Genomic DNA, 13,739 nt, shown 5'->3' with positions numbered 1-13,739 from the left:
CCCCCGGCCCGCGCCTCGGCCCGGCACGCGGCTGATTTCACCGTTTTCCCAATACCCCGGGGTGAGCCCCCGGCACGGGGGCGAGGGGCAGCGCCCCTCCGGCCCTCACCAATGCGGCGGCCGCTGGTCGGCCAGCGGCACCACGCCCGTCTCGCTCTCGCGTTCCGCCTCGCGCTCCATCAGCATGCCGACATGCCGCGCCAGCCGGGCGAATTCGCTTTCCTGCCGGGCCACGATGCCCGACAGATCCTCGACCGTGCGCGCCAGATAGGCCACGGCCTCCTCCAGCCGCTCGATCCGTTCCTGCGTCTGCTTGTCCATCCATCCTCCATCCGCTAGACCCGCGCCTGGAAAAGCCCGAGGCAAACCATGGCGAAAGATCAGAAGAAACAGCCCCGTCCCAAGGCCGAGACGCCCAAGGGGTTCCGCGACTATTTCGGCGCAGATGTGACCGAGCGCAAGCAGATGCTCGACCGCATCGCCGAGATCTATCATCGCCACGGCTTCGAGCCGCTCGAAACCAGTGCCGTCGAAACCGTCGAGGCGCTGGGCAAGTTCCTGCCCGACGTCGACCGCCCCAATGCCGGGGTCTTCGCCTGGCAAGAGGCCGAGGTTCCGGGCGGCGGCGCCGGCGACTGGCTGGCGTTGCGCTATGACCTGACCGCGCCGCTGGCCCGCGTCGCGGCGCAGTTCCGCAACGACCTGCCCTCGCCTTATCGCCGCTATGCCATGGGCCCGGTCTGGCGCAACGAGAAGCCCGGACCCGGACGCTTCCGGCAGTTCTACCAATGCGATGCCGATACCGTGGGCTCGGCCTCGGTCGCCGCGGATGCCGAGATCTGCGCCATGCTGGCGGCGGCGCTGGAACATGCCGGCATCGCCCGCGGCGACTACCTGATCCGCATCAACAACCGCAAGGTGCTGAACGGCATCCTGGAAGCCATGGGCGTCGCCGAGGGCAAGCCGGCCGACGACGTGCTGCGCACCATCGACAAGTTCGACAAGGTCGGCGAGGACGGCGTGCGCCAGCTGCTCACCGCCGGGCGCAAGGACGACTCCGGCGCCTTCATCGAGGGCGTGGGCCTTTCGCCCGAACAGGCGGGGCCGGTGCTGGCCTTCCTGACCTCCAAGGGCGCGGACAACGCCGACACGCTCTCGAACCTGCGCGCCGCCGTCGGCGCCTCGGCCACGGGCGCCGAGGGCGTCGAGGAACTGGCGCAGATCGCCCGGATGCTCGCCGCCATGGGCGTGGACGAGGATCGGGCGGTGATCGACCCCTCGATCGTGCGCGGCCTCGGCTATTACACCGGCCCGGTCTTCGAGGCCGAGCTGACCTTCGAAATTCTCGACGACAAGGGCCGCAAGCGCCAGTTCGGCTCGGTCGCCGGCGGCGGCCGCTATGACGGGTTGGTGGAACGCTTCACCGGCCAGAAGGTGCCGGCGACGGGCGTTTCCATCGGCGTGGACCGGCTGCTGGCCGCCCTGCGCGCCAAGGGGCTGACGGGCAGCGAGGCGCGGGGCCCGGTCGTCGTCACCGTCATGGATCGCGAGCGCATGGCCGATTACCAGGCCATGGCCGCCGAGCTGCGCGCCGCCGGCATCCGCGCCGAGGTCTATCTGGGCAATCCGAAGAACTTCGGCAACCAGTTGAAATATGCCGACAAGCGCGCCTCGCCGGTCGCGATCATCCAAGGCGCGGACGAGGCGGCGCGCGGCGTGGTGCAGGTCAAGGACCTGATCCTTGGCGCGAAACTCGCGGCCCAGGCCAGCCACGAGGAATGGAAGGCCCAGCCCGCCCAGACCGAGGTCGCCCGTGCCGATCTGGTCGCGGAAATCCGGCGCATCCTCGGATGAGCAAGCGCGAGAAACAGGCCATCGGCCAGCAGATCCTCGCCGCCTTCCGCGCCGCCGGCGCCGAGGAGGTCGCGCCCGACCTGCTGCTGCCGGCCGAGACGCTGCTGGACCTTTACGGCGAGGATATCCGCGCCCGCGCCTATGTGACCCAGGATCCGATCCGCGGCGAGATGATGCTGCGCCCCGACTTCACCGTGCCGGTGGTGCAGATGCACATGGCCAGTGGCGCCGAGCCGGCGCGCTATTGCTATCTGGGCGAGGTGTTCCGCAAGCAGGACCATGGCGAGACCCGCCCCGAGCATCCGCGCGACAACGAATATCTGCAGGCCGGTTTCGAGCTTTTCGCCCGCGATCCCGAGGCCGATGCCGAGGTGTTCGCGCTGTTTCACGACATCCTCGCGCCGCTGAAGCTGCAGGCCAGCATGGGCGATATGGATCTGCTGATGGACGCGGTGCGCGCCCTACCGCTATCCGGTGCGCGCCGCGCGGCGCTCTTGCACCACATCTGGCGGCCGCGGCGCTTTGCCAAGGCGCTGGCGCGCTTTGCCGCGCCGGCCGCGCCGCGGCGTTTTCCGGAAGCCGGCGCGCCCTGGACCGGGCTGCGTTCGCCGGCCGAGATGCAGGCGCGCATCGACCGGCTGCGCAGCGACGCCGCCGAGGCGCCGCTGCCGCCGCAATGGGTCGAGCGGCTGGAGCGGCTGTTCGCCATCGAGGCCCCGGCCCCCGAGGCGTTGCGGCAGCTGCGCGACCTGGCCGCCGAGATCCCCGACATCGCCGAGGCGGTGGACCGGCTGGAGCGCAACCTCGCGGCGCTGTCGGCGCGCGGCATCGACGTGGGCGCCGTGCATTTCGCCGCCAGCCACGGCCGGCACACGATGGAATATTACGACGGCATGACCTTCAGCTTCGCCGCGGCCGGGCGCGAGGACTGGCCGCCCGTCGCCTCGGGCGGCCGCTACGACGCGCTGGCGGCGGTTCTGGGCCAGGCGCAGGGCCGCTCGATCCCGGCGGTGGGCGGCATCATCCGGCCGGGTCTGGTGCATGAACTGGGGGGGCTGGCATGATCCGGCTGGGCGTGCCGTCCAAGGGGCGGCTGATGGAGCAGTGTTTTGACTGGTTCGCCGCCCGCGGCGTGACCCTGTCGCGCGCCGGCTCGGACCGGGAATATGCCGGACGGGTGGACGGGGTCGGAAACGTGGCGCTGGTGCTGCTCTCGGCCGGCGAGATCCCGCGCGAGCTGATGGCCGGGCGCATCCATCTGGGCGTGACCGGCACCGACCTGATCCGGGAAAAGCTCGCCGGCTGGCGCAGCCATGTCGAGGAGCTGGCGCCGATGGGCTTCGGCCATGCCGACCTGATCCTGGCCGTGCCCGCCTGCTGGTCGGATTGCGACAGCCTGGACGATTTCGCCACCATCGCCCGCGATTTCCGCGCCGAGCACGGCTTCCGCCTGCGCATCGCCACCAAGTATCACCGGCTGGTGCGCGCCTGGCTGTCGGCGCAGGAGGTGGCGGATTACCAACTGGTCGACAGCCAGGGCGCGACCGAGGGCACGGTGGCCAACCTGACCGCCGAGGCCATCGCCGACATCACCTCGTCCGGCGAGACGCTGCGGGCGAACCACCTGAAGATCATCGGCGAGGAACCGATCCTGCGTTCGCAGGCGACGCTCTTGCGCTCGCTGGCGGCGGGGGACGCGGCCGAGGTGCGGGATTTCGCGGCGCGGCTCGGGCTCTAGAAACCTGCGGCGGGGCAGGGGCGTTCCCCTTGGCAACCACAACCGGAGGAAACCGATGCGCCGCCTGCCCATCCTGCTGATCGCCCTTGTCGCCACCCCCGCGCTGGCCTCCTCCGAGGATGCCTGGGAGCAGTTCCGCCAGGATGTCGAGACCGCCTGCAGCGCGCTTGCCCCCGAAACGGGCGAGACGGCGATCGAGGTCAATCCCTTCGGCTCGGAAAGCTACGGCGCGGCGCTGCTGATCACCACGCTGGCCGATGGCGGGGTGGATCGCTACGTCTGCATCTACGACAAGCAGGCCGGAAGCGCCGAGCTGACCGCGCCCTTCACGCCGCCGCAGGACGTGGTCGAGCCGCAGGCCGATGCGGCGGGCAATGTCGCGCCGGCCGAGGACACCAGGACGGACGCGCATCTCGTCAAGCCGTGACGGCCGCGCCGGTCGCGCGGCCGCATGGGTATTTGAAAAACAGAGAAAGCTTCAGTCGAGCCCGACCAGCGCCCGCGCGAAGTCGCGGGCGTCGAAAGCGTCGAGATCGTCGATCTGCTCGCCCACGCCGATGGCATGGATCGGCAGGCCGAAACGGTCGGCCAGCGCCACCAGCACGCCGCCGCGCGCGGTGCCGTCGAGCTTGGTCATGACCAGGCCCGAGACATCGGCGAGCTTCTGGAAGGTCTCGACCTGGCTCAGGGCGTTCTGGCCGGTGGTGGCGTCCAGCACCAGCAGGGTATTGTGCGGGGCGGACGGATCCTTTTTGCGGATGACCCGGACGATCTTGGCCAGCTCCTCCATCAGGTCCTGCCGGTTCTGCAAGCGGCCGGCGGTGTCGATCATCAGAAGGTCGGCGCCCTCGGCCTCGGCCCGGGTCATGGCGTCGAAGGCGAGGCTGGCGGGGTCCGAGCCCTCGGGCGCGGTCATCACCGGCACGCCGGCGCGGCTTCCCCAGACCTGCAATTGTTCGACGGCGGCGGCGCGGAAGGTGTCGCCGGCCGCGATCACCACCTTCTTGCCCGCCGCCTTGAACTGGCTGGCGAGCTTGCCGATGGTGGTCGTCTTGCCCGAGCCGTTGACGCCCACCACCAGCACCACCTGCGGCCGTTTGGGATAGATCGGCAGCGGCTTCGCGACCGGGGTCATGATGCGGGCGATCTCGCCGACCAGCAGCTCCTTCAGCTCGGTGGCCGAGATGCGGCGGCCCATGCGGCCCTCGGCGATATTGGCGGTGACGCGCAGCGCCGTCTCGACGCCCATATCGGCCTGGATCAGCATCTCCTCCAGCTCTTCCAGCATGGCGTCGTCGAGCTCGCGGCGCGGCTCGGCCGGGACGGGCGCGCGGCCGAAGATCCGGCCCAGCATCCCCGGCCGCGCGGCGGCATCGTCGGCCGGCTGGGCCTCTGGCACCGGGGCCGGCTGCGCCGCCGGTTCGGGTGCGGGGGCGGCCGGCGTTTTCGCGTCCGCGCCTTCCGAGACGATCTCGTCCAGCCCGTCGCCGATCTTCGACGAGGACCGCGTCAGCCGGTCGCGCAGCTTCGAGAAAAACGACATGCACCCATCCTTCTGTCCGTCGCCCGGAACTTAGGCGGTCCGGCCCGAAAGGAAAAGGGCGCCCGCACCGGACGCCCTTCTTCGTTGGGAAAATACCCCGGGAATGTGGGGGCAGAGCCCCACGGCAATCAGGCCTTGCCCAGGTAGATGTCGACCAGCTTCTGCAGCATGTCCAGCGCATCCTCGCGCGAGCGCTGGAAGCTGTTGCGGCCGATGATCGAGCCGTTGCCGCCGCCGTCGCGGATGGCGCGGGCATCGTCATAGACCGCGTCCGCGCCCTTGGCGGCGCCGCCCGAGAACACCACGATGCGGCGGCCGTTGAAGGCCGACTGCATGCAATGCGCGACGCGCTTGGCCTGGGTCGAGATGTCGATGCCCTTGGCCTCGTAGACCTTTTTCGCTTCCGGCAGCATCAGGTGGTCCGTGGAGAGCTTGATCTTGATGACATGCGCGCCGATCAGCGCCGCGATCTGGGCGGCATAGGCGGCGATGTCGATGGCGGTCTCGCCGTCCTTGCTGATCGCCTCGCCGCGCGGATAGGACCAGACCACCGTCGCCACGCCCTTGGCGGCGGCTTCCTTGCGCATCTCGACGATCTCCTCGATCATGTCGAGCGCCATGTCCGAGCCCGGGTAGATGGTGAAGCCGATGGCCGAGCAGCCCAGCCGCAGCGCATCGTCCACCGAGGCGGTGATCGCCTGGTTCTTGCCGGCGGTGTCCGACATCAGCGAATTGGCCGAGTTCACCTTGAGGATGGTCGGGATCTGGCCGGCGAAGGTGTCGGCGCCCGCCTCGATCATGCCCAGCGGCGCGGCATAGGCGTTCAGCCCCGCGTCGATGGCCAGCTGGTAATGGTAATGCGGGTCGTAGCCGGCCGGGTTCGGGGCGAAGCTGCGCGCCGGGCCGTGTTCGAAGCCCTGGTCCACCGGCAGGATGATCATCTTGCCGGTGCCGGCCAGCTTGCCGGTCATCAGCATGCGGGCCAGCTGGGCCTTCACACCCGGCGCTTCGCCCTCGTAATGGGCGAGGATCTTGCGGACGGTCTCGGTCATCTGCATCGGGAACTCCATTTCTGAATGCGGGCTGATTAGCAGACCCGCCGGCAAGGGCAATTGCGGTTGCGCTAACGGGAACCTGACGCTTCCGTCATGCGTTGATCCTGCGTCGCAATCGGGAGGACATGCCGATGGCAAACGAAGATCCCGCAGGCATCCCCGAGCAGATCCGTCAGAACCGGCCGTTCTTCCTGGTCCTGGGACTGGCGTTCGTGATCTCGATCGGAACCTTTCTCTTCATCCTGTTTCTGGACACCGACTCGAAGGATATCGAGCGTAACGCGCCTCCGGCCGTGACTTCGCCCGCGCCCGCGCCGGCAGGGCAGGCAGGCACGCAAGCGAACGGATAAGGGCCGCGGCGTCGCCGGCGCGGCATCCCGCGGGTCCCGGAATGTCAAAAGGGGCCCGCAGGGCCCCTTTTTTCCGTTCCTTGCGACCGGAGTTCAGCGCTTCTGCAGCGCCGCCACGCCGGGCAGTTCCTTGCCCTCCATCCATTCCAGGAAGGCGCCGCCGGCGGTCGAGATGAAGGTGAAATCGCTCGAGACCCCGGCCTTGTTCAGCGCCGCCACGGTGTCGCCGCCGCCGGCGACCGAGATCAGCTTGCCTTCGCGCGTGAGCCGCGCCGCTTCCCGCGCGGCGGCATTGGTCGCGGCGTCGAACGGCGGGATCTCGAAGGCGCCCAGCGGGCCGTTCCAGATCAGCGTGCGGCAGGTCTCGAAGACCTCGCGGATCTTCGCCACCGTCGCCGGGCCGGCATCGAGGATCATCGCATCGGCCGGGCAGGCGTCGGCGGTCACCGTCTCGCTGGCGGCGCCGGCCTTGAACTCGCGCGCCACCACCACGTCCACCGGCAGGTGGATGGTGCAGCCGGTCTTGCCGGCCTTTTCGAGGATGTCGCGGGCCGTGCCGGCCATGTCGCGTTCGGCCAGCGACTTGCCGACCTCGACATCCTGCGCGACCAGGAAGGTATTGGCCATGCCGCCGCCGATCACCAGGTGATCCACCTGCTCGATCAGGTTGCCGAGCAGGTCGAGCTTGGTCGAGACCTTGGCGCCGCCGACCACCGCCACCACCGGGCGCAGCGGATTGCCGAGCGCGGCGTCCAGCGCCTTCAGCTCCGCCTCCATCAGCCGGCCGGCGGCGGCGGGCAGCAGCCGCGCGATGCCCTCGGTCGAGGCATGTGCCCGGTGCGCGGCCGAGAAGGCGTCGTTCACATAGGCCTGACCCAGCGCCGCCAGCGAGGCGGCGAAGGTCGCGTCGTTGGTTTCCTCGCCCGGATAGAAGCGGGTGTTCTCCAGCAGCAGCACGTCGCCCTTGGCCAGATCGGCCACGGCGCGCTTGGCCGGGCCGCCGATGGCCTCCTCGGCGAATTTCACCGGCTGGCCGAGTGCCTTCTCCAGCGCCGGGACCACCACCTTCAGGCTCATCGACTCGACGCGCTGGCCCTTGGGGCGGTCGAAATGCGCCAGCAGCACCGGGATGCCGCCCCGGGCCTGGATGTCCTTGACGGTCGGCACGATCTTTTCGATCCGGGTGGCGTCGGTGACCTGGCCATCCTCGACCGGGACGTTCACGTCCACGCGGACAAGCACCACCTTGCCGTCAAGCTCCAGGTCGTCGATCGTGTTGAAATCCGCCATGTCCTCGTCCCTTTCCTGATGGGCTCCGGCGCCCGTGCGCGGGTTTTCCCGCATCATGACATTTTCGTCAACCGGCCCCGCAATCATCGACGGCGACGAACCGCCGGGGGCAATGGCGGCGTTGTATGGGCGGGACGAAATGCTTATGCCTTTGCCCAAGCCATCAGAAGGAGACCCCCATGGCCGAGATCAAGGATCCCGAAAACACGGTCATCATCGAGCTGAAGGACGGCCCGGTGGTGATCGAGCTGCTGCCCGATGTCGCCCCCAAACATGCCGAGCGCATGAAGGAACTGGCCCGGGCGGGGAAATACGACAACGTGGCCTTCCACCGCGTGATCGAGGGTTTCATGGCCCAGACCGGCGACGTGGAACATGCCAACATGGAAAACAACTACAACCCCGGCCGCGCCGGCACCGGCGGTTCGGACCTGCCGGACCTGCCGGCCGAGTTCTCGCGCCTGCCGCATGACCGCGGCACGCTGGGCGCGGCGCGGTCGATGAACCCGAACTCGGCCAACAGCCAGTTCTTCATCAACTTCAAGGACAACCATTTCCTGAACGGCCAGTATACCGTCTATGGCCGCGTCATCGAGGGCATGGAACATGTCGACAAGATCGTCCGCGGCGAGCCGCCGGCGAATCCCGACCGGATGATCTCGGTGAAGGTGGCGGCCGATGCTGAATAAGCTGCTGGCCTCTGCCCTGCTGCTGGCCGCCGGCGCGGCCGCCCATCCGGTGCTGGCCGAGGGCCTGCCGGGCGTCACCGACGGGCCCGGCCCGAACCTGGTGATCGAGGTCGCCGACGCCAAGGGCGCGGCCAAGGGCAAGATCGTGCTGGATCTTTATAACGACAAGGCGCCGAAACATGTCGAGCGGCTGATGACGCTGGCAAAATCCGGCGCCTATGACGGGGTGGTGTTCCATCGGGTCATCGACGGGTTCATGGCGCAGACCGGCGACGTGGAGTTCGGCAAACATGGCGGCGATACCGCGCGGGCGGGCATGGGCGGCTCGAACATGCCGGACCTGCCGGCCGAGTTCAACGATGTCAGCTTCCAGGCCGGCACCGTGGGCATGGCGCGCTCGCAGGATCCGGACAGCGCCAACAGCCAGTTCTTCATCGACCTGGCGCCGGCGACCTTCCTGGACGGGCAATATACCGTGGTCGGCCAGCTGGTCGATGGCTGGGAGGTGCTGAACGCCGTCAAGAAGGGCGATCCGGCCGCGAACGGTGCCGTGGTCGAGCCCGACTACATGGTCAAGGTGACGGTCGCGGAATAATCCCGCCGTCCGACCCCGAAGCCCCGCGCTCTGCGCGGGGCTTTTCTTCGACGAGGCCCCGCATGACGACGCTTTACATCGACGCCGACGCCTGCCCGGTCAAACCCGAGGCCGAGCGGGTCGCGACCCGGCTGCGCGTGCCGATGGTGCTGGTCTGCAATGGCGGGTTGCGGCCGCCGGCCAATCCTTTCGTGTCCTTGCGGATCGTGCCGGATGGCCCGGACGAGGCCGACAAGTGGATCGCCGCGCATTGCGGGCCGGGCGACGTGGTGGTCACCACCGACCTGCCGCTGGCCGACCGCTGCCTCAAGGCCGGCGCGCAGGTCGTGCAGCCGGACGGCGAGGTGCTGACGCCGGCCAATATCGGCCCGCGGCTGGCGACCCGCGACCTGATGCAGGACATCCGTGCCGCCGATCCTTTTCACCAGGGCCGCGGCGGCGGCTTCGGCAAGGCCGAGCGGACACGGTTTCTGCAAGCGCTGGACCGGGTGATGGCGGCGGCGCTGCGCACGGGCTAGCCTGCGGGCCATGGACAGCGCCTTGCAGCAATGATTTCAGGACCCATCATCATGTTCACGCGCCGATCCGCCCCTTTCTGGGCGACCTTCCTCATCATCCTCCTGGCCGCCGCCTGGCTGCTCTGGATCGGGCGAGAGCCGATCTGCAGATGCGGCTTCGTCAAGCTGTGGCATGGCGAGACGATGAGCTCTGAGAATTCGCAGCATCTCGCCGACTGGTATACGCCGTCGCATGTCATCCACGGGCTGCTGTTCTATGCCGGCTTGTGGCTGGTGGCGCGGCGCCTGCCTTTCGGCTGGCGGCTGACGATCGCGACGCTGGTCGAAGCCGCCTGGGAGATCGTCGAGAATTCCGACGCCATCATCGAACGCTACCGCGCGGTGACCATCTCGCTGGACTATTATGGCGACAGCGTGATCAATTCGGTCGCGGACATTCTGGCGATGGTGCTGGGCTTTGCGCTGGCGGCGCGGTTGCCGGTCTGGGCCTCGGTCGCCATGGTGATCGGTTTCGAGGCGCTGACCGCCTGGCTGATCCGCGACGGGCTGGCGCTGAACGTGCTGATGCTGCTCTGGCCGATGGACGCGGTGCGGGCGTGGCAGGGCGGGTGAGGGGGCGGATGGCGGTGTGGTGGTCAAGGACCCCAAAACGGGCACTCGGCAGCTTCCGCCCTTGTTTCCGCCTGCCACCATCTCAGCCAATGCGCAGTGCCTCGGCCCGCCTCGCGGGCGCATTGGCTCGTTCGTTTCACGCCTGGGCTGTTTTGCTTTTCCAACGTGCCTATGCCGGCGGATAGCTCGGCGACGGTCGCGTCGCGAGCGTGATGAGGTTGCCGTCGGGATCGCGCACTTGCGCCAGCGTCGAATAGTCGCCCTCGATGTCGTCGCCCAGTACGATCCCCAAGCTATGCAACCGACGGCGCTCGGCTGCCACATCGTCCACGATAAGGAATAGCGCCCCTCTGCTGGCGATTTCAGCGTCGGTTGAAAGCCCCACCCCGGCCTGATCGAACAGCTCCCATTGCACCAGCGAGTCCATCGGCCTGTTACTTGGTCCGCGACCAAATAATTTCGCATACCAGGCTTCGGCAGCAACGAGATCTGCGGTCAGCAGAAAGGTGTAGATCCTGTGCAGCGCCATTTGTCCTCTTCGGGTCAGTCGAATCGGGAACGCCATCCGGACCGGCAAGGTTCCCATGATATTCTTCTTGGGATTGAACGGCCCTTTGTCCGCTGAACTGGCGCTATAAGAGACGCGGAAACATAAGAGGCGCGGAAACCACCTCTCCGGGAACGAAAAAGGCCGGCGCTTCCCCGCCGGCCCCTTTCTCACCCCACCTGCACCATGCGGTGCTTCTTCTTGCCGACCGAGATCTTCATCCCGTCGCCGATCAGTGCCGCATCCACGGCAAACTGGGGGTCGGACACGGCCTCGTTGTTCAGCCGCAACCCGCCCTCGGCGATCAGGCGCTTGGCCTCTTTCCCCGAGGCGGTGATGCCGGTCTGCGCCAGCAGCTGCACCACGGTCAGCCCGCCGGCCAGCGCGTCGGCGGCGATGGTCACCACCTCCAGATCGCCGCCGGCGCCGCCCTGCTCGAAGACCTCGCGCGCGGTCGCCTCGGCCGATGCCGCCGCCTCGGCGCCGTGCAAGAGCGTCGTCACCGCGTTGGCCAGAATGATCTTGGCGGCGTTGATCTCGGAGCCTGAAAGCCGGCCCAGGCGGTCGCATTCCTCGACCGGCAGCTCGGTATAGAGCTTCAGGAACCGGCCGACATCGGCATCGGTGGTGTTGCGCCAGAACTGCCAGAACTCATAGGGCGACAGCATGGCGCCGTTCAGCCAGACCGCACCGCCGGCCGACTTGCCCATCTTGCGCCCGTCCGAGGTGGTCAGAAGCGGCGAGGTCAGGCCCCAGATCTCGGCATCCAGCACCCGGCGCGTCAGGTCGATGCCGTTGACGATATTGCCCCACTGGTCCGAGCCGCCCATCTGCAGCCGGCAATCATAGCGCCGGTAAAGCTCGAGGAAGTCATAGGCCTGCAGGATCATGTAGTTGAATTCGAGGAAGCTCAGCGATTGCTCGCGGTCCAGCCGCGACTTGACCGATTCGAAGCTCAGCATCCGGTTGACGCTGAAATGCCGGCCGATGTCGCGCAGGAAATCCAGGTAGTTCAGGCTGTCCAGCCATTCGGCGTTGTTGAGCATCGCCGCGCGGCCATCGCCGTAATCGAGATAGCGGGCGAAGACCTGCTGCATGCCGTCGATGTTCGACCGGATCGCGTCCGGGGTCAGCAGCGGCCGCTCTTCGCTGCGGAAACTGGGGTCGCCGACCTTGGTGGTGCCGCCGCCCATCAGGGTGATCGGGCGGTTGCCGGTCTTCTGGAACCAGCGCAGCATCATGATGTTCAGCAGGTGGCCCACATGCAGGCTGGCCGCCGTCGCGTCATAACCGATATATGCCGTGACCGGGCCGTTGATCAGGGCTTCGTCCAGCGCCTGCATGTCGGTGCAGTCCGCCAGATAGCCGCGTTCGATCATCACGTTCAGGAAATCGGATTTGGCACGGTAGGTCATGGGCTGTTCCTTTCGAATGGCGCGGATATACCGTTGGGGCATGAAAAGGGAAAGCAGGATGATCCGGGCGCTGGGGATGATGTCGGGAACCTCGCTGGACGGGGTGGACGCGGCGATGATCGAGACCGACGGGACGCGCATCGCCGGTTTCGGCCGCAGCGCCTATCGCGCCTATTCCGGCAATGAATCGGGCCTCCTGCACGCGGCGCTGGGGCAATGGCCGGGCGGGCCGGACGTGGCCGAGGCGGCCGAGCTGTCGGTCGCCGCCCATGCCGCGCTGGCCGAAGCCTTCCCCGAGACGGAGCTGGTCGGCTATCACGGCCAGACCCTGGCGCATGATCCTGCCGGGCGCGGCACCCATCAGGCCGGCTGCGGCGCGGCGCTGGCGCGGCGGCTGGGCCGGCCGGTGGTCTGGGATTTCCGCTCCGAGGACGTGCGCCGGGGCGGCGAGGGGGCGCCGCTGGCGCCCTTCTTCCACTGGGCCTGCGCCGAATGGGCGATGGGGCAGGGGCTTTTGCCGCGCATTCCGGTCGGGTTCCTGAACCTGGGCGGCGTCGGCAACCTGACCTTCGTCGATCCCGCCGCCGGCGCGCCCGAGGCGCCGGGGGCCTGCGTCGCCTTCGACACCGGCCCGGCCAATGCGCCGGTGAACGACCTGATGCGCGCCCGGCGCGGGCTGGCGCGGGACGAGGGTGGGCGGCTCGCCCTGCTGGGCCGACCGGACGCGGCGGTGATCGCCCGCTTCCTGGACCATCCGCATTTCGCCCGGGCTCTGCCGAAATCGCTGGATCGCGACGCCTTCCCGGCGCTGGCGGCCGAGGTGGCGGGCCTGTCCGATGCCGATGCGGCGGCGACGCTGACCCATGCCGCGGCGGCTGCGGTGGCGGCCGGGCTGGCGGCGCTGGACCGGGCGCCGGAACTGGTGCTGGTTTGCGGCGGCGGCCGCCATAACGCGGCGATGATGGCGGCGCTGGCGGCGCGGCTGCCGGTCCGCGTCGCCCCGGTCGAGGCGGCAGGGCTCGACGGCGACATGCTCGAGGCGCAGGCCTTCGGCTGGCTCGCCGTGCGGGTGCTGCGCGGGCTGCCGACCTCGGGGCCCGGCACCACCGGCGCGCCGGGCCCGGTCTGCGGCGGCCGGATCAGCCACCCGCCGGGTCGTTGAATCGGCGCGGTTTTTCCCGCCGGCGGATTTCCGCCTTCTGCCTGTTCGCGGGGCGGGAACCGGGGAACGATGCCGGGAATGGCGGCGTTTGCCTGCCATGAGACGGCGCCCAAGCCGTCCGTGACGAAAGACAACCGGAAAGGACATCGTCCATGAAACCTCTTGTCATTGCCGCCACCACCCTGGCTTTGGCGGGCGCGGCCTTCGCGCAGACCGAGACCGCCACGCCGCCGGCGATGCCGGCCGAGCAGGCCCAGGACGCCGCCACCGCTGCCGAGGGCGCTGCCGAGCAGGCCGGACAGGCCGCCGAGCAGGCCGCCGACGAAACCGGCGCTGCCGCGACCGAGGCCGCCGACACCGCCGCGGATGCG

16 protein-coding genes and 1 pseudogene are annotated in these 13,739 nt (G+C 68.7%); 11 read left to right on the top strand and 6 right to left on the bottom strand.

Annotated elements, in window-relative coordinates; genetic code table 11:
* Positions 1 to 105: 105 nt before the first annotated feature.
* Positions 106 to 321, bottom strand: coding sequence for a SlyX family protein (locus tag ACFOMP_RS17495; protein ID WP_289895666.1), 216 nt, complete (start codon positions 319 to 321; stop codon positions 106 to 108).
* Between the two features lie 48 nt (positions 322 to 369).
* Here ACFOMP_RS17495 and hisS point away from each other — a divergent pair, with 48 nt between their 5' ends.
* The 4 genes from hisS to ACFOMP_RS17475 are packed head-to-tail and all read left to right on the top strand — an operon-like array spanning position 370 to position 4,019.
* Complete coding sequence (hisS, locus tag ACFOMP_RS17490) at positions 370 to 1,854, top strand: histidine--tRNA ligase (RefSeq protein WP_379032907.1); 1,485 nt, start codon at positions 370 to 372, stop codon at positions 1,852 to 1,854.
* A complete protein-coding gene (locus ACFOMP_RS17485; RefSeq protein WP_379032904.1) occupies positions 1,851 to 2,918 on the top strand; it encodes an ATP phosphoribosyltransferase regulatory subunit in 1,068 nt (355 codons plus the stop codon). The genes hisS and ACFOMP_RS17485 overlap by 4 nt, the downstream gene beginning before the upstream one ends.
* Complete coding sequence (gene hisG / locus ACFOMP_RS17480) at positions 2,915 to 3,592, top strand: ATP phosphoribosyltransferase (RefSeq protein ID WP_379032901.1); 678 nt, start codon at positions 2,915 to 2,917, stop codon at positions 3,590 to 3,592. Before ACFOMP_RS17485 ends, hisG begins: the two co-directional genes overlap by 4 nt.
* Before the next feature lie 55 nt (positions 3,593 to 3,647).
* On the top strand, positions 3,648 to 4,019 hold the full coding sequence (locus tag ACFOMP_RS17475; RefSeq protein ID WP_289895662.1) for a hypothetical protein: 372 nt from the start codon (positions 3,648 to 3,650) through the stop codon (positions 4,017 to 4,019).
* 51 nt (positions 4,020 to 4,070) lie between these two features.
* Here ACFOMP_RS17475 and ftsY read toward each other — a convergent pair whose 3' ends face one another.
* The gene (gene ftsY / locus ACFOMP_RS17470; protein WP_379032898.1) at positions 4,071 to 5,135 is read right to left on the bottom strand and encodes a signal recognition particle-docking protein FtsY; all 1,065 of its coding nucleotides are present in this window, start codon (positions 5,133 to 5,135) and stop codon (positions 4,071 to 4,073) included.
* 128 nt (positions 5,136 to 5,263) lie between these two features.
* Entirely contained in the window at positions 5,264 to 6,193 is a 930-nt protein-coding gene (locus ACFOMP_RS17465) for a class I fructose-bisphosphate aldolase (protein WP_289895660.1), read from the bottom strand.
* Between the two features lie 128 nt (positions 6,194 to 6,321).
* On the opposite strand from ACFOMP_RS17465, the gene ACFOMP_RS17460 reads away from it, so the two are divergent.
* A complete protein-coding gene (locus tag ACFOMP_RS17460; RefSeq protein WP_379032895.1) occupies positions 6,322 to 6,540 on the top strand; it encodes a hypothetical protein in 219 nt (72 codons plus the stop codon).
* Between the two features lie 93 nt (positions 6,541 to 6,633).
* On the opposite strand, the gene ACFOMP_RS17455 is transcribed toward ACFOMP_RS17460, so the two are convergent.
* Positions 6,634 to 7,830 (bottom strand): phosphoglycerate kinase, encoded by a 1,197-nt coding sequence (locus ACFOMP_RS17455; RefSeq protein WP_379032892.1) that lies wholly within the window; start codon positions 7,828 to 7,830, stop codon positions 6,634 to 6,636.
* Positions 7,831 to 8,009: 179 nt separating this feature from the next.
* On the opposite strand from ACFOMP_RS17455, the gene ACFOMP_RS17450 reads away from it, so the two are divergent.
* The 4 genes from ACFOMP_RS17450 (at position 8,010) to ACFOMP_RS17435 (ending at position 10,244) form a co-directional block, all read left to right on the top strand.
* A complete protein-coding gene (locus tag ACFOMP_RS17450) occupies positions 8,010 to 8,519 on the top strand; it encodes a peptidylprolyl isomerase (protein WP_289895657.1) in 510 nt (169 codons plus the stop codon).
* Positions 8,509 to 9,114 (top strand): peptidylprolyl isomerase, encoded by a 606-nt coding sequence (locus ACFOMP_RS17445; protein ID WP_379032889.1) that lies wholly within the window; start codon positions 8,509 to 8,511, stop codon positions 9,112 to 9,114. Before ACFOMP_RS17450 ends, ACFOMP_RS17445 begins: the two co-directional genes overlap by 11 nt.
* A gap of 62 nt (positions 9,115 to 9,176) precedes the next feature.
* Complete coding sequence (locus tag ACFOMP_RS17440; RefSeq protein ID WP_289895655.1) at positions 9,177 to 9,632, top strand: YaiI/YqxD family protein; 456 nt, start codon at positions 9,177 to 9,179, stop codon at positions 9,630 to 9,632.
* A 51-nt stretch (positions 9,633 to 9,683) separates the two neighbouring features.
* Positions 9,684 to 10,244 (top strand): DUF2585 domain-containing protein, encoded by a 561-nt coding sequence (locus ACFOMP_RS17435; RefSeq protein ID WP_379032885.1) that lies wholly within the window; start codon positions 9,684 to 9,686, stop codon positions 10,242 to 10,244.
* Positions 10,245 to 10,413: 169 nt separating this feature from the next.
* Here the strand turns inward: ACFOMP_RS17435 and ACFOMP_RS17430 are convergent, their stop codons facing one another.
* Both ACFOMP_RS17430 and tyrS read right to left on the bottom strand, forming a co-directional pair.
* Entirely contained in the window at positions 10,414 to 10,830 is a 417-nt protein-coding gene (locus ACFOMP_RS17430) for a VOC family protein (RefSeq protein WP_379032882.1), read from the bottom strand.
* A gap of 131 nt (positions 10,831 to 10,961) precedes the next feature.
* The gene (gene tyrS, locus ACFOMP_RS17425) at positions 10,962 to 12,206 is read right to left on the bottom strand and encodes a tyrosine--tRNA ligase (protein ID WP_289895652.1); all 1,245 of its coding nucleotides are present in this window, start codon (positions 12,204 to 12,206) and stop codon (positions 10,962 to 10,964) included.
* A 58-nt stretch (positions 12,207 to 12,264) separates the two neighbouring features.
* Between tyrS and ACFOMP_RS17420 the strand changes: the two genes are divergently transcribed.
* Both ACFOMP_RS17420 and ACFOMP_RS17415 read left to right on the top strand, forming a co-directional pair.
* Entirely contained in the window at positions 12,265 to 13,368 is a 1,104-nt protein-coding gene (locus tag ACFOMP_RS17420) for an anhydro-N-acetylmuramic acid kinase (protein WP_379032879.1), read from the top strand.
* Positions 13,369 to 13,520: 152 nt separating this feature from the next.
* Positions 13,521 to 13,739 (top strand): annotated as a pseudogene (locus tag ACFOMP_RS17415) (PRC-barrel domain-containing protein); the annotation flags it as partial.

It is taken from the genome of Paracoccus simplex, from assembly GCF_042648325.1.
GTDB classification, from domain to species: domain Bacteria; phylum Pseudomonadota; class Alphaproteobacteria; order Rhodobacterales; family Rhodobacteraceae; genus Paracoccus; species Paracoccus simplex.
The sequence above is the reverse complement of the archived record's forward strand: the minus strand, read 5'-3'. Positions and strand labels throughout refer to the sequence as shown.

Bases quoted from the DNA above. Each gene is read 5' to 3' on its own strand.
- ACFOMP_RS17495 (WP_289895666.1), bottom strand. From the start codon at position 321: ATGGACAAGCAGACGCAGGAACGGATCGAGCGGCTGGAGGAGGCCGTG.
- hisS (WP_379032907.1), top strand. From the start codon at position 370: ATGGCGAAAGATCAGAAGAAACAGCCCCGTCCCAAGGCCGAGACGCCC.
- ACFOMP_RS17485 (WP_379032904.1), top strand. From the start codon at position 1,851: ATGAGCAAGCGCGAGAAACAGGCCATCGGCCAGCAGATCCTCGCCGCC.
- hisG (WP_379032901.1), top strand. From the start codon at position 2,915: ATGATCCGGCTGGGCGTGCCGTCCAAGGGGCGGCTGATGGAGCAGTGT.
- ACFOMP_RS17475 (WP_289895662.1), top strand. From the start codon at position 3,648: ATGCGCCGCCTGCCCATCCTGCTGATCGCCCTTGTCGCCACCCCCGCG.
- ftsY (WP_379032898.1), bottom strand. From the start codon at position 5,135: ATGTCGTTTTTCTCGAAGCTGCGCGACCGGCTGACGCGGTCCTCGTCG.
- ACFOMP_RS17465 (WP_289895660.1), bottom strand. From the start codon at position 6,193: ATGCAGATGACCGAGACCGTCCGCAAGATCCTCGCCCATTACGAGGGC.
- ACFOMP_RS17460 (WP_379032895.1), top strand. From the start codon at position 6,322: ATGGCAAACGAAGATCCCGCAGGCATCCCCGAGCAGATCCGTCAGAAC.
- ACFOMP_RS17455 (WP_379032892.1), bottom strand. From the start codon at position 7,830: ATGGCGGATTTCAACACGATCGACGACCTGGAGCTTGACGGCAAGGTG.
- ACFOMP_RS17450 (WP_289895657.1), top strand. From the start codon at position 8,010: ATGGCCGAGATCAAGGATCCCGAAAACACGGTCATCATCGAGCTGAAG.
- ACFOMP_RS17445 (WP_379032889.1), top strand. From the start codon at position 8,509: ATGCTGAATAAGCTGCTGGCCTCTGCCCTGCTGCTGGCCGCCGGCGCG.
- ACFOMP_RS17440 (WP_289895655.1), top strand. From the start codon at position 9,177: ATGACGACGCTTTACATCGACGCCGACGCCTGCCCGGTCAAACCCGAG.
- ACFOMP_RS17435 (WP_379032885.1), top strand. From the start codon at position 9,684: ATGTTCACGCGCCGATCCGCCCCTTTCTGGGCGACCTTCCTCATCATC.
- ACFOMP_RS17430 (WP_379032882.1), bottom strand. From the start codon at position 10,830: ATGGGAACCTTGCCGGTCCGGATGGCGTTCCCGATTCGACTGACCCGA.
- tyrS (WP_289895652.1), bottom strand. From the start codon at position 12,206: ATGACCTACCGTGCCAAATCCGATTTCCTGAACGTGATGATCGAACGC.
- ACFOMP_RS17420 (WP_379032879.1), top strand. From the start codon at position 12,265: ATGATCCGGGCGCTGGGGATGATGTCGGGAACCTCGCTGGACGGGGTG.